At 60.9% G+C, this 20,873-nt stretch carries 22 protein-coding genes and 3 pseudogenes; 11 read left to right on the top strand and 14 right to left on the bottom strand.

Annotated elements, in window-relative coordinates:
• Positions 1-493: 493 nt before the first annotated feature.
• Positions 494-1,573: a PAS domain-containing sensor histidine kinase gene (locus tag NK8_RS35910; RefSeq protein ID WP_213233390.1), complete on the top strand. Its 1,080-nt coding sequence runs from the start codon at positions 494-496 to the stop codon at positions 1,571-1,573.
• Here the strand turns inward: NK8_RS35910 and NK8_RS35905 are convergent.
• The 4 genes from NK8_RS35905 to NK8_RS35890 form a co-directional block, all read right to left on the bottom strand.
• Positions 1,542-1,694: a hypothetical protein gene (locus NK8_RS35905; protein ID WP_213233389.1), complete on the bottom strand. Its 153-nt coding sequence runs from the start codon at positions 1,692-1,694 to the stop codon at positions 1,542-1,544. The two genes, NK8_RS35910 and NK8_RS35905, sit on opposite strands and share 32 nt — an antisense overlap.
• 515 nt (positions 1,695-2,209) lie before the next feature.
• A complete protein-coding gene (locus tag NK8_RS35900) occupies positions 2,210-3,037 on the bottom strand; it encodes a universal stress protein (protein ID WP_213233388.1) in 828 nt (275 codons plus the stop codon).
• Entirely contained in the window at positions 3,034-3,567 is a 534-nt protein-coding gene (locus NK8_RS35895) for a universal stress protein (RefSeq protein ID WP_213233387.1), read from the bottom strand. Before NK8_RS35895 ends, NK8_RS35900 begins: the two co-directional genes overlap by 4 nt.
• 25 nt (positions 3,568-3,592) lie before the next feature.
• A complete protein-coding gene (locus tag NK8_RS35890; protein ID WP_213233386.1) occupies positions 3,593-4,432 on the bottom strand; it encodes a universal stress protein in 840 nt (279 codons plus the stop codon).
• Positions 4,433-4,656: 224 nt separating this feature from the next.
• Between NK8_RS35890 and NK8_RS35885 the strand changes: the two genes are divergently transcribed.
• Positions 4,657-5,697, top strand: coding sequence for a zinc-dependent alcohol dehydrogenase family protein (locus NK8_RS35885; RefSeq protein ID WP_213233385.1), 1,041 nt, complete (start codon positions 4,657-4,659; stop codon positions 5,695-5,697).
• Positions 5,694-6,077 (top strand): flavodoxin family protein, encoded by a 384-nt coding sequence (locus NK8_RS43875; protein ID WP_367657823.1) that lies wholly within the window; start codon positions 5,694-5,696, stop codon positions 6,075-6,077. The genes NK8_RS35885 and NK8_RS43875 overlap by 4 nt, the downstream gene beginning before the upstream one ends.
• Here NK8_RS43875 and NK8_RS35880 read toward each other — a convergent pair.
• Positions 5,999-6,250 (bottom strand): hypothetical protein, encoded by a 252-nt coding sequence (locus tag NK8_RS35880; protein WP_213233384.1) that lies wholly within the window; start codon positions 6,248-6,250, stop codon positions 5,999-6,001. The genes NK8_RS43875 and NK8_RS35880 overlap by 79 nt on opposite strands.
• Here NK8_RS35880 and NK8_RS35875 point away from each other — a divergent pair.
• On the top strand, positions 6,249-6,689 hold the full coding sequence (locus tag NK8_RS35875; RefSeq protein WP_213233383.1) for a universal stress protein: 441 nt from the start codon (positions 6,249-6,251) through the stop codon (positions 6,687-6,689). The two genes, NK8_RS35880 and NK8_RS35875, sit on opposite strands and share 2 nt — an antisense overlap.
• 47 nt (positions 6,690-6,736) lie before the next feature.
• Here the strand turns inward: NK8_RS35875 and NK8_RS35870 are convergent.
• Positions 6,737-8,136, bottom strand: a pseudogene (locus NK8_RS35870) (bifunctional enoyl-CoA hydratase/phosphate acetyltransferase).
• A 305-nt stretch (positions 8,137-8,441) separates the two neighbouring features.
• On the opposite strand from NK8_RS35870, the gene NK8_RS35865 reads away from it, so the two are divergent.
• From NK8_RS35865 to NK8_RS35855, 3 genes are all read left to right on the top strand, one after another.
• Entirely contained in the window at positions 8,442-9,170 is a 729-nt protein-coding gene (locus NK8_RS35865) for a potassium channel family protein (protein WP_225936558.1), read from the top strand.
• A gap of 104 nt (positions 9,171-9,274) precedes the next feature.
• Entirely contained in the window at positions 9,275-9,745 is a 471-nt protein-coding gene (locus tag NK8_RS35860; RefSeq protein ID WP_213233382.1) for a hypothetical protein, read from the top strand.
• Positions 9,735-10,187, top strand: coding sequence for a hypothetical protein (locus NK8_RS35855; protein ID WP_225936557.1), 453 nt, complete (start codon positions 9,735-9,737; stop codon positions 10,185-10,187). Before NK8_RS35860 ends, NK8_RS35855 begins: the two co-directional genes overlap by 11 nt.
• A gap of 18 nt (positions 10,188-10,205) precedes the next feature.
• On the opposite strand, the gene NK8_RS35850 is transcribed toward NK8_RS35855, so the two are convergent.
• Positions 10,206-10,658: a DUF3564 family protein gene (locus NK8_RS35850; protein ID WP_213233381.1), complete on the bottom strand. Its 453-nt coding sequence runs from the start codon at positions 10,656-10,658 to the stop codon at positions 10,206-10,208.
• 19 nt (positions 10,659-10,677) lie between these two features.
• Positions 10,678-11,037 carry a c-type cytochrome gene (locus NK8_RS35845; protein ID WP_213234023.1) on the bottom strand — a complete coding sequence of 120 codons (360 nt, stop codon included), beginning with the start codon at positions 11,035-11,037 and terminating at the stop codon, positions 10,678-10,680.
• A 134-nt stretch (positions 11,038-11,171) separates the two neighbouring features.
• Between NK8_RS35845 and NK8_RS35840 the strand changes: the two are divergent.
• Both NK8_RS35840 and NK8_RS35835 read left to right on the top strand, forming a co-directional pair.
• Positions 11,172-11,438: pseudogene (locus NK8_RS35840) on the top strand (DUF1488 domain-containing protein); the annotation flags it as partial.
• Between the two features lie 110 nt (positions 11,439-11,548).
• Entirely contained in the window at positions 11,549-12,541 is a 993-nt protein-coding gene (locus NK8_RS35835) for a zinc-dependent alcohol dehydrogenase family protein (protein ID WP_213234022.1), read from the top strand.
• Positions 12,542-12,567: 26 nt separating this feature from the next.
• On the opposite strand, the gene fnr is transcribed toward NK8_RS35835, so the two are convergent.
• The 5 genes from fnr to NK8_RS35810 all read right to left on the bottom strand — a co-directional run bounded on the left by fnr (position 12,568) and on the right by NK8_RS35810 (position 17,041).
• The gene (fnr, locus tag NK8_RS35830) at positions 12,568-13,347 is read right to left on the bottom strand and encodes a fumarate/nitrate reduction transcriptional regulator Fnr (protein WP_213233379.1); all 780 of its coding nucleotides are present in this window, start codon (positions 13,345-13,347) and stop codon (positions 12,568-12,570) included.
• A 189-nt stretch (positions 13,348-13,536) separates the two neighbouring features.
• The gene (locus NK8_RS35825) at positions 13,537-14,190 is read right to left on the bottom strand and encodes a response regulator transcription factor (protein WP_213233378.1); all 654 of its coding nucleotides are present in this window, start codon (positions 14,188-14,190) and stop codon (positions 13,537-13,539) included.
• Complete coding sequence (locus tag NK8_RS35820) at positions 14,187-15,545, bottom strand: PAS domain-containing sensor histidine kinase (protein ID WP_213234053.1); 1,359 nt, start codon at positions 15,543-15,545, stop codon at positions 14,187-14,189. The genes NK8_RS35825 and NK8_RS35820 overlap by 4 nt, the downstream gene beginning before the upstream one ends.
• Before the next feature lie 125 nt (positions 15,546-15,670).
• Positions 15,671-16,168 (bottom strand): universal stress protein, encoded by a 498-nt coding sequence (locus NK8_RS35815; RefSeq protein ID WP_213233377.1) that lies wholly within the window; start codon positions 16,166-16,168, stop codon positions 15,671-15,673.
• A 33-nt stretch (positions 16,169-16,201) separates the two neighbouring features.
• A complete protein-coding gene (locus NK8_RS35810) occupies positions 16,202-17,041 on the bottom strand; it encodes a universal stress protein (RefSeq protein ID WP_213233376.1) in 840 nt (279 codons plus the stop codon).
• A gap of 323 nt (positions 17,042-17,364) precedes the next feature.
• Between NK8_RS35810 and NK8_RS35805 the strand changes: the two are divergent.
• Positions 17,365-19,037: pseudogene (locus NK8_RS35805) on the top strand (PHA/PHB synthase family protein).
• Between the two features lie 50 nt (positions 19,038-19,087).
• Positions 19,088-19,327, top strand: coding sequence for a UDP-glucose 4-epimerase (locus NK8_RS35800; protein WP_213233375.1), 240 nt, complete (start codon positions 19,088-19,090; stop codon positions 19,325-19,327).
• Here the strand turns inward: NK8_RS35800 and NK8_RS35795 are convergent.
• A complete protein-coding gene (locus NK8_RS35795) occupies positions 19,324-20,862 on the bottom strand; it encodes a bifunctional aminoglycoside phosphotransferase/ATP-binding protein (RefSeq protein ID WP_213233374.1) in 1,539 nt (512 codons plus the stop codon). The genes NK8_RS35800 and NK8_RS35795 overlap by 4 nt on opposite strands.
• Positions 20,863-20,873: the final 11 nt, after the last annotated feature.

Genomic DNA, 20,873 nt, shown 5'->3' with positions numbered 1-20,873 from the left:
CGCGATGAAGGGTGACGAGTGCGATGGACGGACAACACTCTTCGACTCCAACCGGTCCGTCGGAACCGAAATCGATGACGACTCGCGCTTCACGAGCGCGATATGATGTGTGCATCGCATTTCGGATAAGAGGATGGACGCAAGGAACACGCGTCGTGATCAGTGAGCTGTCGGAAAAACACGCTTGTGGCATATTTGTTCACCTAGACTGTAGGTGGAAGGTCCTTTGGAGTTCACACAGTCCGCTCATCGCGAGCAATCCGGCTCTTTAGATACCTGGCGATACTCCTGTCGCGTGTGCACTCATTCGAGATTAATGAGAAACAAAACGTGGCTTTTACGGGGTCATATCGAGCAAAACTTCGGCCGGCGGTCTGTCTGTGCTTACTCCCGCCAAAGTGCTCTATGGCGGAGACATCTGAACTGCATCAATCCCTTCTCAGCAAGGCGCTCGAACGCGATTGTTGAAGGGGAATTGATGATGGGAAACCTTATGCAGCCAACAGACCTGTCATCGCTTTCTTCAGACCGATGGTTGAATAAAAGCGTCATCGACATCGAGCATCGCTATCGACTTCTCATTGAGGCAGTACACGACTACGCGATTTTCATGCTCGACGCCTCAGGATGCGTCCAGACGTGGAACCCGGGCGCTGAGCGTATCAAGGGATACGCGCCCGCTGAGGTAATCGGTCGCCATTTTTCGCTCTTTTACACCGACGAGGACATTGCGCATAGAAAGCCTGAGCAGTTGCTGTCGACAGCGCGCTCGCGCGGACAGGTCGAAGACGAGGGGTGGCGCTTGCGCAAGGACGGCAGCCGGTTTTGGGCGAACGTCATCATCACGGCCATCATCGGTTCCGATGGTGCATTAAAGGGCTTCGCGAAGGTCACGCGTGATATGACCGAAAGGCGACGACTGGAAGAACTCGAACGCCTGCAGTTGCGATCTGCGCTCATCCAGCACGCGCGTGAAGCCGAACAGAAGCGGATCGCCCGCGAACTTCACGACGACCTGGGCCAGCGCCTGTCTGCCCTGAAAATGGCGCTCTCCGCCGATCAAGCCAAGCTTGCCGGGCAAGGTAAGGAAATCACTGCTCAGATCGATGCGATGGCTGATTCCTTGCGCCGCATCGCCGCCGACCTTCGACCACCCGGACTCGACGACTTGGGGCTGGAGGCTGCGCTTGAATGGCTTACCGAGAGCTTTGCACGGCGCTATGGGATTGAAGTGAGGCTCGCAGTCGACGGTGACATCGAGCGGTTCAGCGAGCTCGCTACTATCTCGCTCTACCGTGTTGTGCAGGAAGCGCTGACCAACGTCGCCCGGCATGCGAACGCCAAAACAGTGAGCGTGGGATTGTCAACGACTGACTCTTTTTGTCGCCTTTCCATCGCCGACGATGGCGATGGCCTCCCAGCCATAGCCACGCCTCGAGTCGATGCATTCGGCTTGATTGGTATGCACGAGCGGGCGATGCAAATCGGCGGAGAATTGGTCATCGAAAGCCAGCAGGGCGAGGGTGTGACGCTCACGCTTCTCACACCACTCGCTCGAATAAGGACTGAGTAAATCTTGGCCATTTTTGTTGATCGATAGCCGTTTGGATTTCCAGCGTCTTGGCGCGTGAGAAGTCTGCGCCCGCCGCCTTCGCCGCAGCATGAGCTGCCGTCTCCATGTAGTTGGTGAACACGATCTTTATCGCTCGACAATACGTCGATCCTGCTCCCCGCGCGGAGATGCTGCTGAAAGACAATCGTGGACGACCGACGCAGTACCGCGACAAGTGTCCCGTCAGCGTCTTCGCCCGTACCCATGATGACGCGCGCACTTCCACTTCGTGGAAGGAGCAAAACTGTGAGTTTAGTTTGCGTTATCGTCTAGCAAGTATTCGGCACGTCGCAGAAGAGCTAGATCTTTCACCAAAAGCGGAAGGTTTGCTCTGTGTCAACCGGTCTCGGTGTTGCGCGTCGTAATTTGGCCGTTCGATGCAATGCTTTGAGAGTTGACGCTATGCTAAAAATTCTGATCTTAGTAAGTACCGCAGTGCTTGTCATCATCGTCGCCATAGTCGCGATTGTTCAGTACACGATTTGGCGAAACGCCGATTAGTAAAACGATCGTCATTGTTCTGTTCACGTCATTCCAACAACGTCACGCGACTAGCGAAGCGGAGCCTCTAAGAGCCGGGCGTCACTTCGCTGCCGTTCAATGTGAGAGCAGAACCGGAAGTGTGGATGTTTCCAGCAGGGTACGGGTGACCCCGCCAAGCACGCGTTCAATTCCACGCGAATGTGCATAGGCGCCGGCGATCAGCATGTCCGCGTGCACACTGTTCGCTCTGTCCAGCAACGTCAACCCGGTGCTATCGCCGCGGACGCGAGGTGTCGAGGAAAAGCTCGCGCGCACGCCTTGTCGATCCAGATAGGCAGAAATCTCGATGCCTGCCGGTGTTTCATCATCTCGATGACGTTCGACAGTCATGACTTCGACGAAACGCGCACGACGCAAAACCGGCAACGCGTCTGCCACTGCGCGCGCTGCTTCACGACTGTCGTCCCAGGCAATGACTACGTTCTCGCCGAGTGTCTTGATGTCACCGGCACGCGGCACGAGTATCACCGGGCGACCGGAGCCGAGCACGACGTCCTCGACAAAGTGTCGTGCAATGAAGGCGGCGGAGCCATCGGGATCATCCTGTCCGAGCACGATCGCGTCGGCGTGACGGCCATGCAATATCGCCGCACCGAGCACGGAACCCGCAGGCGCTCGCCACTCGGAATTGACTCCCGCCAACTTCGTGGCATGTTCGAACGCAGCGCAAGCGTTGCCCTGTGAAATTCGACGGAGGTCTTCATAGGCGCTGCTTAGCAACGGTTCGGCCGGATCGCACAGGTGATGAACCACGTCCTGACACACCAGATAGAGCCCGATAACGTGAGCATCGAAGCGTCGCGCAACGTCCAGCGCAAACTGGGTCCTAGCCTTACAGCGCTGGCTGTCGTCCAAATGGACGAGAATTGTTTTCCAACTCATGATGTCGTCTCCGTCGGAAGATTGCGGTTGCGAGCGGCTTTTCGGAGCGAGGCTCCGCGCGTATTTTGCTGATCGCATATGTGTGTTCTTGCTGGCACCAGCAAGACGGGGCAGGGCGCCAGCCGTACCACTCGTTCGGCGACGCTGCCGAGCATGATGCGTCGCCAGCCGCGCCTGCCGTGTGTGCCCATCACAACGAGATCCGCCCCAAACTCACCTGCGCTCGTCGCGATACGCTGTGCCAGGTCGTCGTCAGCAAGATTTACTTCGGCCACACGTGTCGAACTCTGAAAATCAGCTTCTTCCATGCGGATCGCGGCTTCGGCACAAACTGCGTTGCCCTCCCTCGCATAAGCATCGTGAAAGTCCTGAAAGCAATGAGGGCTCGCCCTGGCGGACACAGGTGGCGCATCGACTACGTAAAGGACCTGGATTTGCGCGCCGGTCTCATGAGGCAACTCGAGCGCTTCGTCAAGTGCGCGACTCGCGATGGCGCTACCGTCCAGCGGTACGAGAATGCGGTGATACATGGTGGGGTCTCCTGCGCATTGTGAATCAGTGAGACATCAGCACCGGCACGGACATCGAAGCGAGGAAGGTGCGCGTGGCGCCGCCAAGCACAAGCTCCTGCCAGCGCGCATGTCCATAGCCACCCATGACCACGAGGTCCGCATTCAAATCGGCAGTGCGGGAGAGCAGCAGTTCACCTACGGTTGCGTCCGAGGTAACGCCGCCCGACGAGACCTCGGTCTTGATGCCATGCCGCGCAATGCAGGCCGCTATGTCCGCGCAGGGGATGCGGTCGTCGCGTGCTTCCCCCGTGGACGTATCGACGCTCACAATCGAGACGCGCTCGGCCATCTGCAGAAAGGGCAGGGCGTCATGTACAGCGCGGGATGCCTCGCGGCTGCCGTCCCAGGCGATCATCGGGTGTTTGCCGACCGAGGCAAAGAAGCCCGTGTACGGGATAAGCAAGACCGGTCGGCCCGAGGCGAGGATGGTGGTCTCGGGGAAGTGGTCGCCAACATAAGACTCCGGATCGGTCGGGTCATCCTGGCTGACGACTACGAGATCCGCGCAGCGCGCGAAACGAGGAACAGCATCGTTCGCTCGTTCCTGCGTTTCAATCCATTCGCCCGACACACCCGCGCGCTTGATCTCCGCATGAAACAGCCGCTCGATCGCTCCCCGCTGTTCGGCGCGCGTGCTGGCGTGTTGCTCGTAATACACGGCAGTGCCCGCCATGATATTGAAGGCGCGTGGATCGGGCTCGAACACCGCGAAGAGTCCGTTGACATGCGCGCCGAAGCGCTTGGATAGCTGCAATGCGGTTTCCAGTCTGGGGTGCGCGCGCACGCTGGTGTCCAGGTGCACGAGTATGGTTCTGTAGCTCATCGCATGGCTCCTTGAGTCGAAGTTGCGTTGCGTATGCGCACACGTGCGCTGGGTTTTCACTGACACCGAGTCTAGAAATACGGCCACACGGCGCAGTTGACTCAAGTCAACGGCACTGCGCTTTATCGGAGCGACGACCTCAATTGACTCAGGTCAATCGACGAAACAACGACGGGATTACATTGGCCCCGTCAGCTCGATCTCATCCGCCAGGGAGTTCAGGAATGAAAGCACTCGTCTATCACGGCCCGGGAAAGAAGTCGCTCGACGAGCGTCCGGTGCCGCAGATCGTGTCCGCCACTGATGCAATCGTGCGCGTCACACGTACAACGATTTGTGGCACCGACCTGCACATCCTGAAGGGCGACGTGCCGAGTTGCGACCCCGGCCGCGTGCTTGGACACGAGGGTGTCGGCGTGGTCGAGCAAGTCGGCGCGGCAGTTGCCGCATTCAAGCCGGGTGATCACGTGCTCATTTCATGCATCTCGTCTTGCGGTAAATGTGAGGCATGCCGGCGCGGGATGTACTCGCATTGCGCGACGGGCGGCTGGATTCTCGGCAACAGGATCGACGGCACGCAGGCCGAATACGTGCGCATCCCGCACGCCGACACGAGCCTCTACCCGGTCCCGCCCGGCGTCGAGGAAGAGTCGCTCGTGATGCTCTCCGACATTCTGCCAACTGGCTTCGAATGCGGCGTGCTCAACGGTCGCGTGGCGCCCGGCAGCACGGTTGCGATCGTCGGCGCGGGGCCGATCGGCCTTGCGGCCTTGCTCACCGCGCAGTTCTATGCACCGGCGCAGATCATCATGATCGATCGCGACACGCATCGGCTCGAAGCGGCGCGCACGTTTGGCGCAAGCGCATGCATCGACACTGCCCGGGCGGACCCGGTTGCCGAAGTCATGAAGCTGACCGAGGGCGCGGGGGTGGATTGCGCGGTGGAAGCGGTCGGCGTGCCGTCGACCTTCGAGCTGTGCCAGTCGCTGATTGCGGCGGGCGGGACCATCGCCAACGTGGGCGTGCATGGCGTAAAGGCGGACCTCCATCTGGAAACACTGTGGGACCGCAATATCAGCATCACCACGCGGCTGGTCGATACCGTCAGCACGCCGATGCTGCTGAAGACCGTGCGCGCCGGTCGCCTCGATCCGAAGCGCCTTATCACGCACCGCTTCACGCTCGATCGCATGCTCGACGCGTACGAAACATTTGGACACGCGGCTGACACACACGCACTCAAGGTAATCATCGAGGTTTCATGAATGGCGTGGGAAGAACGCACATGTCGAAAGTGCTCGTGGTTTGCTTTTCCAGAAGTGGCACAACGCGTGCCGTAGGCGCGGCATTGGCGGGGTGGCTACGCGCCGACTTCGAGGTCATCACCGAACCGGTCGATCGTTCGGGGCCGTCGGGCTACTTGCGCTCGCTCGTCGATGCGGTGTTTGCGCGAAGTGTGCCTATCGATGCAGCACGCCACGATGTCTCGCAGTACGACGTGGTCGTTGTCGGCTCGCCGGTATGGGCGGGTACGGTCAGCGCGCCGGTACGCGCATGGCTCAGTATTCACCGACGCAAGCTGCCGCACGTGGCTTTTTCTGCACACAGCACATGCGAGGCGATGCCAAGGCTTTTCACGAGATGACCAAGCTCGCCGGCAAGCAGCCGATCGCGCGTTGCGCTGTCACGGTCAGGATGGATCCGCAATAGAAACAGCGTTTCATCGATATCCTCGTGGATCGTATCGAGCGCAGGTTGGTGCGAATCGACAATCTCGAACGGGCCATGTGAGCCGCTCAAGGGGAACGGAGAGATCATGTACCAGAACATCGTGGTCGCACTTGACGGAAGCAAATCGTCGCAACGCGCATTGGACGAAGCGATCCGCTTCGGAAGCGGTTCGCAAGCGAGGGTCCACGCAGTGTTCGTCGCGGACGCGGGGGCACTGTCGGCATATCCGGTGAGCTATCGCGACGAGGTGTTCGGCGTCGCGCGCCGCATGCTCGACCGCTCATGCGGGCGCGTTCAGGCGGCGGGCCTTGAATGCGAGACATATCTGCTGGAAACGCAAAACACCACGGATTCGGTCGCGCGATGCCTTCAGCGTTTTGTGACGCAAACGCAAGGCGACCTTGTTGTAATGGGCACGCACGGCCACACCGGCATTCGGCGGTTGGTTCTAGGCAGCGTTGCGGAAGCATTCTTGCGATATTCGACATGTCCAGTGCTTTTGATCCGCTCACATTCCCAGACGTGAAGCAGCGTTGGGCACCTTGTCCGGTCGCTATTAGCTACGCGAAAGGGTCACGAATTGGCTTTTTGCGCGGTACGCTCGGCGACCAGTTTGGCGAGAGCGATCGATGCAAGGCGCACGCGCAGACTGTCGGCGCGACTCGTGATGACGATCGGAATTCTCGCACCGAGTACAAGGCCCGCTGCGTCGGCAGCGCCGAAATATAACATCTGCTTGGCAAGCATGTTGCCGGCTTCCAGATCGGGACGAGAAGGATGTCGGCGTTGCCCGCAACAGGCGAAACGATGCCCTTGCTCGCTGCGGCAGCCGTGCTGATCGCGTTGTCGAAGGCGAGCGGTCCGTCGACTGTCGCGCCGCTAATCTGGCCGCGAGCCGCCATCGCGGTGAGGGACGCGGCGTCGATGGTGGCTGACATCTTCGGATTGACAGTTTCGACGGCGGCCAGCACCGCGACGCGCGGACGTTCATTGCCGAGCAAATTAAGCAGGTCCACGGCATTCTGGCAAATGTCGCGCTTGTGCTCGAGTGTGGGCGCAATGTTCACGGCCGCATCGGTCACGAGCAGCGGCTTGGCATAGGTGGGTACGTCCATCGCATAAACGTGACTTACGCGCCGGTCGGTTCTCAGCTCGGAGCCCGCTGCGACGACGGCCCGTAGCAATTCGTCGGTGTGGAGGCTCCCCTTCATCAGGGCCGCGACTTCACCTGTTACGCCCATCTCGACGGCGCGCGCTGCTGCCGCATGGCTATGCTCGACTTCTTGGATGGAAATGCCCGACAGGTCGAGATGCGCTGCGTCGGCGGCGGCGCGGATCTTGCCGATCGGGCCGATCAGCACTGGGTCGATAAGACCTTCATCGCGAGCCTCGATGGCAGCGCTGAGCGATTCCGGTGAGCATGGGTGAACGATCGCCGTGCGTAGCGGCGAACGCTCCTGAGCTTCCCGCACGAAGTGGGCATAACGACTGTGCTGGCGCACGAAGATGTCCGTTCCAGGCGCTGCCGGCCATGTCGCGCGGTGCAGCGGGGCGATAACCACGGCCGTCCCGAGCAGGACGACATCTCCGTTCTGATTCGTGCAACGCGTATTGAAGGTAACGATGCGGCGGGTGGCGAACGAGTCGCGCACGATTGCGGTCGCCGTGATCGTGTCTCCCAAGGTGACCGGGTGGCGGAACTTATGTGTCTGGCGTAGTTGAATCGTGCCCGGTCCCGGCAGCTGGGTGCCGAGCACGGATGAAACGAGCGCGCTGACCCACATACCATGCGTGACGTCATGTCCAAGTGATCGGTCCGTCGCGAGCGCGGGATCGAGCAGCATTGGATCGGCGTCGCCGGCTACTGCCGCGAAGAGGTCGAGGTTCTGTTGAGTCGCAACTCGCGTCAGGGAAGCCGAATCGCCTGGTGCGATTTCATCGAAGGTCCTGTTGCACATGAGGCGTGAAGGCATGGATGTTCGCTCATCGGTCGGTGGAGCGTATGACTCTAACGTGCGCATACGACGCTCAATTGAGGCAAATCAACGAGCCAGGGTGTCATCGGAGGATCACGCGCACACGAATCGTGATTCACGTCAAAGGGGCGGCCGTCAGAATATGAAAGGCTGAGCGATACACCTCAATCTCCCGGACGGCATCCGCTTTGGAACAACAGGAACGCGACATGAGACATTGTTTGCGCACACTCTACTCGCCGGGCGTCGAGCCACATGATTCGCCTGCTGCGATACGCGCTTGGCGGCGATTACGCTGGCCCATGTCCGGCGCGCTGCTGCTGGTCGTTCCGGCGTTTTACATCGAACTCGGCGGCCCTGCCATCGCACTTGTCGTCGCACGTTCTCTATATGCGCTGGCGGGGCTGACTTGCGTGGGCGTACTCGCTCGCATGGTCACGCTGACTCGTCATCGGTCGACGTTCCTATGTCGTAACGGGCTGGACGCCGCGCTCGCGTTGGCCGCACTGTCGAGCGTTTTCGGCGGGGCGGTGCCGTGGTCCACGCTCGAATGGGTGCTTCGGCTTTCGTTCATGGGTGCGCTCGCGCTGCGTATCGTCCTGACTCTGCGTGCGTTGTTCGTCCCTCATCGCCTTTTGCTCCTCCTTGCGATCGGTGCCGCGCTGGTGTTGCTCGCCGGCGCGGGCTTCTATTGGCTGGAACCGCGGATGCACACTTACGCAGACGGACTGTGGCTCGCGTTTGAAAGCAGTGCGACTGTCGGCTACGGCGACATCGCACCAACGACACCCGCGTCGCGCGTGTTCGCGGTGTTCATCGTTCTGCTGGGCTACGGGATGCTGTCGCTCACGTTTGCGAGTATCGCGGCACTCTTTATCGGGGAGGAAGAAAAGCAGCTTCGGCGTGACATGCACCGCGACATCAAGAGGCTGGAGGCGGAAGTGGCCGGCGTTCGTGACGACCTGCGCCTGTTGCACGACCTTCTTGCGCATGGCGCGAACGATGTCGAAGCAAAGCGCAAGTTGAGATGAATCGGGTCGCCGACGGTGCAGTTTGCTGAGCCAGATCAATCGTCGACCGGTGGCGCGCCGGTATCGTCGTATCGTCGCCGAAGAGAACTGGAGCGGAGTAGAAAATGTGGAAGGGGAACATCGGGACAGTGTTGCTACTCGGCCTCGCAGCATGCGCATCGGATGCGCGTTGGAAACAATTCGAGCAGACAGAGTCCGCGCTTATGAAGGCGCGAGAGTTCGCTTTCATAGATTGTTCCGGCAATGACGAATGCGCGCAGCGTTGGATTCGCACACGACAATACATTGCACGACATTCCGCCACTCGCATCCGCCGGGCCGATGATGCAAATATCGAAACGGGACGGCCGCTGGAAGCCGGCGTGGTCTATCTTTGGGCGACGCGTACGCCAGTGGGACCAGATGGAGAGCGCGCGCACATCAGACTCAAGGGTATGTGCAAGGGCATGTATGGCATGGACGGCGGACCTGGCTTGCTCTACGCGCAATGTGCCGAACAGATCCGCAGCATCGAGATGAATTTTCGGAGCTTTGTCCTAGCGCCAAATGAAGGCCCCGCGGACGATGCTGCATGATCGTGCATGGCTTGACGTGAGTCAAATCGGTTATGCATCGATAGTGGATGATGGGTTGACGTCGCAACGGGCGAAGAAGGCCGGATTCGAAGCGGAAGCTGGCTACGATGAGGTTCAGTGGGAGTGGAAAATCATGGGTCTCGGCATGCAGATCGCCTATCAGGGCTTTGTCGGTACTAACGACGCGGAACGTGCAGCCGGTGTCGAGCTCGTGAGGCTCGAACGCGCCGCGAAGGACATCGCCAATTGCCATCTGACGATAGAAGCATATCTAGATCAGTCAGGAGGGCGACGCTATGATGCCAGGCTTGATCTTGTGACGCGTGATTTCGATCTCATTCCCATTGAACGCGCCACGGACCCCGATGTCGACGTCGCGATTCATCAAGCGTTCGATAATGCCATGCGCTATCTTCAACACATGCGCTTCTCGTCGACCTGAAATCGATCGACCTTCGGCTTACGTTGCGAGCGAGCCGGAATCGCGTACCTGTGTGCTTCCTTCGCGCGAGACGTCGGGCTCGTCTGAGAAGATCTCGTGTTCAGGAATCGTAGTCTCGGTGTCGACGCATTGGATGTGCCAATACCCAGCGTTCTTTACATGAGACGCGTTTGATTCGCCGTAGCCGCAGACTACTGCTCGTCCGCGCTGGGCGGTCATGAGTTCTGGCGTGCCGAACGCCGCTTCCCGCGCGGCGAGCCCCAGGCCCTCGAGCATGGCGACAGCAGCAGAAGTGCCGGGGCCGCGCAGCAGCATGCCACCCTGCGTGAACTCACATGTTCCCCATGATGGCAACTCGATGCGCTCATGCGCCTCGCGCGACCAGCGTCCGCGTTCCTTATCCAGCCACAGCACGGCATACGCCGAATCGGCATCCTGATTGAAAGCGTCGAGCTTGATGGTGATACGCATAACAGTCTCCTGGAAAGGATCAATGACGCAATACCCAATCGACTAACGTGTGTGCGTCTTCAGGCGAGAGTGGGCCGCCACGCTCCGCAGGCGAGGGCATGGCCATATTTCCCCAATGGGCTCGACCGCCAACGCGCAGCTTGTTTTCGAGCATGATCCGCGCACGTGGATCGTCCCGGTAACGGTTGGCAATCTCCTGAAACGACGGAGCGAGGAAAGGTGCATCGTTGGTGTGGCAGAACATGCAGTGCTGCTGGTCGATGAGTGCGCTCGGTTCAGGCTGGGCAAGCGCTCGCGACGCGACGAGCAGCAGTGCGGCAAGAAGCGCACCGAGTGCGACATGTCGCGCGCGGTGGGCGTGGGGAGGAAGAGTGTGCATGATGAGTGGAATATGTGAGGACACGATGATCATGCGGCTCCCCCTTTTCCGATCGTTGATCTGAGTCAACGCCGCTCACAGGCCGACGACAAACACTGAGCGTTGTACGAGCCTACCTCTGCGAGGAAGCAATCATGAACATCAGGTTTCTACCCGAGCCGCCTGCGTATCTCGCCGATGAACCCGCGCTCATGTTCGGGGCGCTAGTGGACGGCAGGCGCATTGACTGCACCATATCCGCGGAAGCGCTCGAGGAACATTTCGGCGCAGCGTCCTCGCGAGAGGACGACTTGCAATGCGCGTTCGAGATTAACCGCGCAGTTATTGAAGGGGCAGCGGAACAATTGTTGACAAGCGTCGGATGCACACCGGTCCTGCTTCGCAGCGGATACTTCCGATTCAGCGGTGGAGGCACTCCTGCGGGCACGTGGAAGCAGGCGCACTCAGCCAAGGAGCGGCTATCGACCAGTGAGGCGAATCTTCGGGAACGTGATGCGCAGGGAGCCAAATGATGCGTGCCATGATCTACGATGGAACGGCTGCGCGCCTGCGAGCGGCAGTGGTAGAAGAACCGGTCGCGGGTCCGGGACAGTTGCTCATTGACGTGACCGTGTGCGGGGTGTGCCGGACGGACCTGCATATCATCCATGGGGAGCTGCCGCATCCGAAGCGCCCAGTGATACCTGGACACGAAGTCATCGGGCGCGTAACCGCCGTCAGCCCGGGCGTGCATGAATTTTTTTCGGTCGGTGATCGCGTCGGCGTTCCCTGGTTAGGGCACACGTGTGGCGACTGCTCGTATTGCGTTGACGAACGCGAAAATCTCTGTGATGCGCCGGGCTTCACCGGCTACACACTTGACGGCGGCTACGCCGAGCGCATGGTCGCGGACAGCCACTTCTGCCTGCATCTTCCGCAGCGCTACTCCGACGTCGAAGCAGCTCCATTGCTGTGTGCGGGCCTGATTGGCTTCCGTACTTTGCGCATGGCAGGGCGCGCCAGGCGGATCGGCATCTACGGCTTTGGCGCCGCGGCGCATATCGTCGCCCAGCTTGCACGTCATCAGGGCCGGACGATCTACGCCTTTACGCGTCCGGGCGATACTGCGGCACAGCAACTTGCATTGCACCTCGGTGCCGACTGGGCTGGCAGCAGCGTCGAACGCGCGCCGGACGAACTCGATGCCGCGTTGATCTTCGCCCCGGCCGGCGAGCTCGTGCCCCTTGCCTTAAGGGCGGTTTGCAAGGGCGGCGTAGTCGTCTGCGGCGGCATCCACATGAGCGACATCCCGTCCTTTCTATACTCGCTCCTTTGGGGTGAACGCCGCGTCGTGTCGGTCGCCAATTTGACGCGAGCGGACGGGGTGGAGTTCATGCAGCTTGCGGCCGACATTCCGCTGCGCTTGCAGACCCAGATTTATTCGCTCGCCGAGGCGAACGAGGCACTCACCGATTTGCGCAAAGGGCACGTGGTGGGCGCAGCGGTGCTGCGCGTCGCCGGATGACGAGCCGCGATACTCGCACGCGTCGTTCACACGCGTTCGAGCCCTGCCTGATCCAGTATCCGCACTTCCTTGCCACGTGCATCGACCACGCCGGCCTTTTGCAGTTTGGAGAACATGCGGCTCACCGTTTCCAGCTTCAGGCCCAGATAACTGCCGATCTCCTCGCGTGTCATGCGCAACAGAAACTGCGCAGGCGAGTAGCCGCGCGCCTTCATGCGCGTCGAAATGTTGAGCAGAAAAGCCGCGACGCGTTGCTCGGCTGTCATCGTTCCGAGGAGCATCATGAGGTTGGATTCGCGCACAATCTCGCTGCTCATCAGTCGATGAACGTGGTGCTGAATCGTCTTGACCTCGCGGCACAGCAGCTCGAGCAAGTCGAAGGGAATGATGCAGACGACGCTGTCTTCGAGCGCGATTGCGTCGCACCCGTGGTGATCCGAGCTCACGCCGTCGAGCCCGAGCGCGTCACCTGCCAGGTGAAAGCCCGTAACCTGTTCGTTGCCGTCACGGTGCATGACGATGGTCTTAAAGCAACCGCTTCGCACTACATAGACGCTCTGAAAGGCGTCCCCGGATCGATAGAGTGTCTCGCTGCGCCGCACGGTTCGGGTCGAGCAGATGATCGCATCAAGCCGTTCGTATTCATCTGATGAGAGCCCGCTCGGCATGCAGACGCGCTGCATAGAGCAGGTCGAACAGCGCGAAGCCTTGCGCGTCTCGGAAATATCCGCGACCTGAAAGGTGCGGCGCGGTGCTGGCGCTTCGGGTTGCTTGACGATGGATCGATCTTCGCTCACTGGGAACATGCTGCGTCTCCTGTCGAACTTGGGTTCGCGCATACGAGGCAGATGCCAGCAAGCTTAGCGTCTCGATGCACGGCGTTTGATTCCATGCGTCGAATTATTGTCCGTGCTGTCTCAGAATAAAATCGGCGGTGGCGGAAACTCTCGTAGGGATTTTGGCAGGCGTGTAGGGAAATCCTGACGAGCGAACGCTTACTCGTCGTCGCTGGCGTCGTCGAAAAGCCTATGACGGACGGCATAGCGCACGAGGGCTGCTTCATGAGGCATCTGCATTTTCTCCAGAATGCGTGCCTTGTACGTGCTGATGGTCTTCGCGCTTACGGACAGCGCCTCGCCGATCTGGTTGATTGACTCACCCGCGCAGAGCCGCCGGAACACATCGAACTCCCGGTCCGACAGACGTTGATGCGGCAGCGCGTCGGCAGGCTCGGTTAAGCTCTGCGCAAAGCGCTCCGCCATCGCCACGCTTACGTATACGCCGCCGCCGGCAACCTTGGTGACGGCAGCCAGTAATTCGGCGCTCGCGCTCTCCTTCGTCAGATACCCCGACGCACCGCCCTTGAATGCCCGGGCGGCGTACTGCTGTTCGGCATGCATGGTGAGTACGAGAATGCGGATTGCGGGCTTTTCATCCTTGATCTGCTTGACGAGGTCGAGGCCGCTGCGGCCCGGCATCGACAGATCGAGCACCAGCACTTGCGCCGGCGTCGAGCGCACCAGCGCAAGCGTGCTGGCCGCGTCGCAGGCTTCGCCGGCCACTTCGAAACCGCTCGCGTTGGCGAGAATGTGGCGCAGCCCGTCGCGCACCATCGCGTGGTCATCCGCAATCAGCACTCTCGTAGTCATGGTCCCGATTCCCTTTCTGCCACCGCCTCGCGTGGCAGGACGACCGTAAGCGAGAAGCCGCACTCAGGCGTCGAATCGATGAATACGCGCCCGCCGAGTGCATGCGCGCGTTCACGCACCCCGATCAAACCGAACGATTTGCCGTTCGCAGCCGGCGACGCAGAGGCGCCGATGCCATCGTCGCTCACGCGCAGCACGCAGTTGCCCTCATCGGCGTCGAGCGACAGTTCGACGCGGCTAGCGTGGGCATGTCGCACGATATTCGCGAACGCCTCTTCGACGATACGGAAAACCGCAGTGGCGGCATTCGTGTTGAACGCGAGATCGCCCGTATCGAGATTGTGCCTTACGTCAATGCCGTAGCGGCGCATGAAATCATCGACAAGCCAGTCGATGGCGGCCGAGAGCCCCAGGTCGTCCAGCATCACGGGCCGCTGGTCCGACGCGATGCGTCTAAGCGAGGCAATGTTGCGATCGATGAGCGCCACCATGTACTGAAATTGAGCGGCAACGTCTTCATTCAATAGGGTCTGCGTGTCAAGCTGTGCATGCAGGGCGACTATATTCATTTTAAGCGCGCTTAACGTTTGCCCGAGATCATCATGCAGGTCGCGCGCGACCCGAAGCTTTTCCTGCTCGCGTATTTGCTGAAGATTCGCCGAGAGCGCACGCAACTCTTCGCGCGAGCGCTGAAGCTCGGCCTCAGCTTTGACGCGTTCGGTGACGTCGCGAAGAATCACCGTGAACAGCTTGCCGTCATCATCTTCGATCTGCGATATCGATGCCTCGATGGGAAATTCCTCGCCGTCCGCGCGCCGGGCGTACAGCACGCGCTGAGGGCCCATCTGGCGATCCGATACCCCCGTGCTTCCGAAATGCCGGACCTGGTGCTCGTGCGCCGCCCGATAACGTTCCGGGATGAAGCGCGACAGCGGACCACCGAGTGCGTCGCTCGCGGCACACCGGAACACGCGTTCGGCCATGGGATTGAACAGGACAATACGTTGAACCGGATCGATGGTGATAATGGCGTCGGTCGTAGATCGGATGATGCCGTCGAGTCGCGTATGGCTGACCGTTGCCGGACTGACGCTCGCCCGCCTGGCGCGTTGCATGGAAAGGAGAAGAAAGACGCTCGCGAGCAGCAGGGCGCACGTCGCGGCGCCCGCCAGCAGCCATGCCCGTGTTGCCACGGGCAGCGCACAGATCGAGGGCAGGTACTGAATGCCGATCCAGCACAGCCCGAACAGTGCCGCTCCAGCCAGGAGCGCTTGCCCGGTTGCCTCGCGCGATGGGAGGCGGCGAACGGGCTCACCGTTCATCTGGACGTGACTTCGACCTTCATTTTCGCTCATACGCTTCGGCCGTTTTGTGCTTGCGTGTCGTGAAGCGGCGCAGTAAGGGAAGTGCGACTTAATTATATGATCGGCGCGGCAATCAAGCGGAACGAATGATCGGCGCACGTAAGGTGCCGCCGAGATCAGTCGGTCGCTTCTGCTGTCCGCTCCGGGCGTTGCGCGACCTCTTCGGCCTCGCGTCCCGGCACGAGCATGACGGGACAACGCGCGATTCGCATGAAACGCTCGGCGACGCTGCCCAGCACCAGGCGCCGCCATCCGCGCCGGCCATGCGTACCCATGACGACGAGGTCCGCGCCGAAATCCTCTGCGCAGTGAAGGATGCGCTGCGCGATGTCATCACCTGTCAACTCGACTTCGCTGATGCGCGGCGAGCCTTTCACGCCTTCGCGCGACATGCGATCAACGGCTTGCGCGCCGAGGCGCCTGCCTTCTCCGAGGAGTGCTTCGCGCAGATCGGGATAGAAGGTCGCGGCCGCGTCATAGGCGATCGGTTGCAAATCGACGACATAGAGCGGCTGAAGCTCGGCGCCGTTCGCGCGCGCGACCTTGACGGCCTCGTCGAACGCGTGTGCGGAAGTCACGCTGCCGTCGATCGGCGCGAGAATGCGGGTGTACATGGCGGGCTCCTCGAAAGGTGAAAGAGGTACGGTTCAGTGCGACATGAGCACGGGTATCGTGATCGCGCGTAGCACCGTCCAGGTGCACTTCCCGAGGACCATTTCCTGCCAGCGCGAATGGCCGTAGCCGCCCATGACGATCAGGTCTGCGCCGATGCTGCGGCCCTCGGACAGCAGCGCGTCGCCCACGCGAGCGTCGGCTGCGTCGACGGTTTCACGCACACTCACGCGCACGTCGTGCCTCGCAAGAGTGGTTGCGATGTCCGCGCAAGGAATGCGGCTGCCGGGCAGCTCACCTTTCCCTGCACCGATGGTCAAGAGCGTGACCTGTCCCGCATCCTTGAGGAACGGCAGCGCGTCGTGAACGGCCCGCGTGGCCTCCCGACTGCCGTCCCAGCCGACGAGGATGTTGGCGCCCCCCTCCGGGAACGCGCCTAAATACGGAATCAGCAGCAGCGGGCGTCCGGCCGTCATGACGAGCGTCTCGGCGACATGATCGGCGACGTAGGTTTGCGGATCGTTCGGATCGCTCTGGCCGGCGATGATGAGATCGGCGCACCGTCCGTGTCGGGCGAGCGCCTTCCTGGCGTCTATCCGCGCTTCGATCCAGTCGCCGGAGGCTCCCGTGCGGGCCATGCCGGCATGGAACAGTCCTCCGAGCAATTCGCATCGCTCCTGACACGCGGCCTGGACCTGCTCGTACCACCCGGCGGAGGCCGCCATGATCCCGAATGCCCTTGGCTCCGGCGCGAACGTCGCATAGACGGCGACGAGATGCGCTTTGAAGTGTGTCGCGAGCAAGAGGGCGACATCGAGGCGATATGCCGCGCGCTCACTGGCGTCGAGATGGACGACGATGCTTTTGTAGCTCATCGCGGACTCCTGAAACGCATTGCATCGAAAAGCGATGGCTTATTGCGTGATGTCGAGTCTGCAGATCGCGAAGCAGATCGCCGTTGACTCAGATCAAACGTTGACTTCGCGGGACTGGATGCTTAGTTCATTGACTTGGCTCAAGCCGGCGTTCTTCACTGCCCGTAAAGTCGGCGTGTCCGGCGCGCACCCGCGTACCGTTTCCAGTTCAGCTTTCGATGTTCAGCATCCACATGAAATTCGATCTTCCCGATCTCATTGCCCGTCAGGGTGTCAGCCCAGACGCGCCCGGGAATCGGACAACCGATGCATGTTGGGAAGATATCTCCCGCACCGATGCAAGTACGCGTGCGTTCGATCGTTCGGCCCACGCCGCGCTCGCGGCGATCACGTCCGGGCTTTCACCCGCATCGCTCGGTCTCGCGTGGCTCGACTGGGCGTCGCATCTGGTCATATCGCCGGGCAAGTGGGTGGCGCTGTGGCAACACGCCATCGAGGGGCTCGCCGGTGCGGCGCATCCTGCCGCGCCGGACCCGCGCTTTGCGTCTGCGCAGTGGGATCGCTGGCCGTTTTCCGCTTACCGCGATGCATTCCTGCGCATCCAGCATTGGTTCGGTGAGGCGACGACGGGCGTGCTCGGGGTAGAGCGGCACCACGAGGATGTCATCCGTTTTGCCGCGCGGCAAATGCTCGACGCGTTTTCACCGACCAATTTCGTCTGGACGAATCCTGCCGTGATCGAAGCCGCGATCGATATGCGTGGCGCCAACTTCGCCCGTGGCGCGCGGCACCTGCTCGAGGATCTCGAAGATCTCGGCGAGCGTTTGCGCGGGGAACACAGGCATCATGGACCGTTTTCGCCGGGGGTGAACCTGACGATCACGCCGGGCAAGGTCGTATGGCGCAATGAGCGATGCGAATTGATCCAGTACACGCCCGTCACTTCGCGCGTTGCGTCTGAGCCTTTGTTGATCGTGCCGTCGTGGATCATGAAGTACTACGTCCTCGACTTGCAGCCGCATAACTCGCTGATCCGCTTTCTCATCGATGCGGGATTCACGGTATTCGCGATCTCATGGCGAAATCCGGGCGCGGAGGCGCGCGATGTGGGCCTCAACGACTACTTGAAGCAGGGTTTGCTCGCGGCGCTCGAGCAGGTCAGATTGAGATGCGGCAACGCACGGGTTCACGCGACCGGTTATTGTCTGGGCGGCACGCTGCTGGCCATCGCGACCGCTGCGATGGCGCGCCATGGAGCCGGCGCCGGGCTCGCCAGCATCACGTTGCTCGCCGCGCTGACGGACTTCACCGAGCCGGGCGAACTCGGCATTTTCATCGACGCAGGCCAGCTCGCCGCGCTGGATGCGCTCATGTGGGAACAGTGTTTTCTTGACGGCGCGCAGATGGCGGGTGCCTTACAACTGCTCAATGCGCGCGACCTGATCTGGTCTCGCATGATGAGCGAGTACCTACTGGGGCGAAGGTCTAAGCCGAATGACCTGATGTCGTGGAACGCCGATACGACGCGCATGCCGTATCGCATGCATAGCCAATACTTGTCGAAGCTGTTCCTGCACAACGATCTTGCGGAAGGACGGTACTGCGTCGAGGGCGCGCCCGTGGCCCTGTCCGATATCGAACAGCCGGCCTTCGTGGTCGGTACCGAACGCGATCACGTTTCGCCGTGGCGCTCCGTCTACAAACTGCAACTGCTCACGCACAATCCACTGACCTTCGTGCTCACATCAGGGGGCACAACGCGGGGATCGTGTCGGAGCCGGGGCATGCGGGACGCCATTATCGTATCGCCACGCGCGCGAAGGGCGCGACCTATCGAAGCCCCGAAACCATCCTGGCCGATGTGCCGCCCGTTGAAGGCTCGTGGTGGCCGCTCTGGTCGCAATGGCTGCGTGCACAGTCGAGCGGAGAGGTTCAGGCGCGCGCCGTAGACAACGGACTCATGGATGCGCCCGGTACCTACGTGCTCGAACGCTAGGAACGAGCGCGCCTGCAACTGTTATTCGCTTCAATCAAGGGAGAACCGCGATGCCGCTCAAGGGATCTGTAGACAATGCCGATTGGACCGTCACCTGCAACACGGAACAAACGCCGCGAGGTGTCGAATGCTCGATCACCGTCGAGCAGCGCAACGTGGAGGGCGGGCGCTTCATGCATCATTTCAAACACGCGAGCACCTTCAATGACGAACGTGAGGCCGTAATCGCAGGGTTGCGCGAAGGCATGACGTGGATTCGCCTCAAGGCTACGCACACAATCAATGTCTAGCCGGGTTCGAGCCTTTCATCGGCATTCGGCGAATGACCGAGTCGATGCAGTCGCGCCAGCAGCCGATGCCAGAATGCGCGATCGTCGAATGCCTTCAAATCGACGTCCGTGTGAATGGCTTCTGTGATATCCCGCTCGTCGTAAGTCAAGGGCTCGGCCTGCACGCGCTGCAGGTCCAGCACATGCAAATCCGCATCCGAAAGCGCACGTCGAGATTGCGCTCGTGCGGCGACGCGCGCGATGAGCGTGGCATCGGGGGCTTGGAAATCGAGAATGAGCACGGGTACTGACAGCTCGCTCGCTAACTGAACGAAGCGCTCGCGGTGCATGCGTCTGAGAAACGTGGCATCGACAATCGCTGTCATGCCGCCATCGAGCACGTCACGGCTCAGTTCAAGGAGATGGTCATATTGTCGGTCGATGATCCCAGGCTCGTATGCTGCGAGCGGAAGACGCCCGAACTCCGGCGGGAAGAAAGGTATCGTGCGTTTGCGTTCGATATCGCTGGCGAGCCGCACCCCACCGATTATCTGCGCCAGCCCGACGCTTGCTGACGATTTTCCGCACCCCGAGTACCCGTGGCACAACAGCAGACATGGCGGTCCACCAAACGCGATACGGGAGGCGGCACGCACGTAGCGCGAGGCATCGTACGTATGCGTCTTCAAGGTTTCGACGAGAGCTCGCACGAGCGCTCGATACACCGAGTACAGGCGCAGTGCCTTGAGGCCCGCATAGTCACCCGTCGCGAGAAGCCATGCATTCAGTGCGCGTGTGGCGAGGTCGTCCCGGTCATGCGCTTTGAGGTCCATGATGAGGAAGGACAGATCGCTCACCACATCGATCCATCGCAGGCCCGGGTCGAACTCGATACAGTCGAAGATCAAAGGTCTCGACCCCTGCAGAACGATGTTTTGCAGATGCAGGTCGCCGTGGCACTCCCGCACGAAGCCTTGTGCGCGTCGTTGATCGAAGTGTGCATCGAGCCGGCCTGATTCCGCTTCGCACCAGTTGATCAGCGTCTTCGACACAAGGTCTGGCGCGATGTCTTGAAGATTGGCGAGGACCGCGAGAACCTGACGCGCGCACCACGCGCCCGAACCATATGGGCGATGCGGCGGTGTGCGAGGCGCGCTTCGGTGGAAGGCTGCAATGTCTCTGGCCGTGCGCTCGATCGTCTCGCCGTCGAGTGCGCCCGCTTCGAGCAGCGCCGCGAAGATTCGATTGCCGTCGAAGCGACGCATCATGACCGCATATTCGACCGCCGCGCCCGAACCATCGATTCGAAGCACACGTCCGCGCCGCACGATGGGAACGATTCCCAGATAAGTGCACGCCGCGAGCCTGCGGTTCAGACGACATTCATCCTCGCATGCGCGACATCGGGCCGACGCTTTGGAGAAATCCAGGAAGCCCAGTTGGACTGGCTTCTTGATCTTGTACGCGAAGCGTCCCGCCAGATAGACGAGCGAGATGTGCGTCTCGATTCGCTCGATGCGTCCGGCCGGATGAGAATAGGCGGCGGACCTGCGCATCGCCGTATCCA

The sequence above is a fragment of the Caballeronia sp. NK8 genome (genome assembly GCF_018408855.1).
Lineage (GTDB): Bacteria > Pseudomonadota > Gammaproteobacteria > Burkholderiales > Burkholderiaceae > Caballeronia.
This window is presented reverse-complemented; position numbering and strand designations above follow the sequence as displayed.

Excerpts from the sequence above, each read along its gene's own strand:
- NK8_RS35875 (WP_213233383.1), top strand. The coding sequence starts at position 6,249 with ATGTACCAGAACATCGTGGTCGCACTTGACGGAAGCAAATCGTCGCAA.
- NK8_RS35900 (WP_213233388.1), bottom strand. The coding sequence starts at position 3,037 with ATGAGTTGGAAAACAATTCTCGTCCATTTGGACGACAGCCAGCGCTGT.
- NK8_RS35890 (WP_213233386.1), bottom strand. The coding sequence starts at position 4,432 with ATGAGCTACAGAACCATACTCGTGCACCTGGACACCAGCGTGCGCGCG.
- NK8_RS35895 (WP_213233387.1), bottom strand. The coding sequence starts at position 3,567 with ATGTATCACCGCATTCTCGTACCGCTGGACGGTAGCGCCATCGCGAGT.
- NK8_RS35855 (WP_225936557.1), top strand. The coding sequence starts at position 9,735 with ATGCTGCATGATCGTGCATGGCTTGACGTGAGTCAAATCGGTTATGCA.
- NK8_RS35820 (WP_213234053.1), bottom strand. The coding sequence starts at position 15,545 with ATGAGCGAAAATGAAGGTCGAAGTCACGTCCAGATGAACGGTGAGCCC.
- NK8_RS35835 (WP_213234022.1), top strand. The coding sequence starts at position 11,549 with ATGCGTGCCATGATCTACGATGGAACGGCTGCGCGCCTGCGAGCGGCA.
- NK8_RS35850 (WP_213233381.1), bottom strand. The coding sequence starts at position 10,658 with ATGCGTATCACCATCAAGCTCGACGCTTTCAATCAGGATGCCGATTCG.
- NK8_RS35815 (WP_213233377.1), bottom strand. The coding sequence starts at position 16,168 with ATGTACACCCGCATTCTCGCGCCGATCGACGGCAGCGTGACTTCCGCA.
- NK8_RS35885 (WP_213233385.1), top strand. The coding sequence starts at position 4,657 with ATGAAAGCACTCGTCTATCACGGCCCGGGAAAGAAGTCGCTCGACGAG.
- NK8_RS43875 (WP_367657823.1), top strand. The coding sequence starts at position 5,694 with ATGAATGGCGTGGGAAGAACGCACATGTCGAAAGTGCTCGTGGTTTGC.
- NK8_RS35845 (WP_213234023.1), bottom strand. The coding sequence starts at position 11,037 with ATGCACACTCTTCCTCCCCACGCCCACCGCGCGCGACATGTCGCACTC.
- NK8_RS35795 (WP_213233374.1), bottom strand. The coding sequence starts at position 20,862 with ATGCGCAGGTCCGCCGCCTATTCTCATCCGGCCGGACGCATCGAGCGA.
- NK8_RS35825 (WP_213233378.1), bottom strand. The coding sequence starts at position 14,190 with ATGACTACGAGAGTGCTGATTGCGGATGACCACGCGATGGTGCGCGAC.
- NK8_RS35865 (WP_225936558.1), top strand. The coding sequence starts at position 8,442 with ATGTCCGGCGCGCTGCTGCTGGTCGTTCCGGCGTTTTACATCGAACTC.
- NK8_RS35810 (WP_213233376.1), bottom strand. The coding sequence starts at position 17,041 with ATGAGCTACAAAAGCATCGTCGTCCATCTCGACGCCAGTGAGCGCGCG.
- NK8_RS35860 (WP_213233382.1), top strand. The coding sequence starts at position 9,275 with ATGTGGAAGGGGAACATCGGGACAGTGTTGCTACTCGGCCTCGCAGCA.
- fnr (WP_213233379.1), bottom strand. The coding sequence starts at position 13,347 with ATGTTCCCAGTGAGCGAAGATCGATCCATCGTCAAGCAACCCGAAGCG.
- NK8_RS35880 (WP_213233384.1), bottom strand. The coding sequence starts at position 6,250 with ATGATCTCTCCGTTCCCCTTGAGCGGCTCACATGGCCCGTTCGAGATT.
- NK8_RS35910 (WP_213233390.1), top strand. The coding sequence starts at position 494 with ATGCAGCCAACAGACCTGTCATCGCTTTCTTCAGACCGATGGTTGAAT.
- NK8_RS35800 (WP_213233375.1), top strand. The coding sequence starts at position 19,088 with ATGCCGCTCAAGGGATCTGTAGACAATGCCGATTGGACCGTCACCTGC.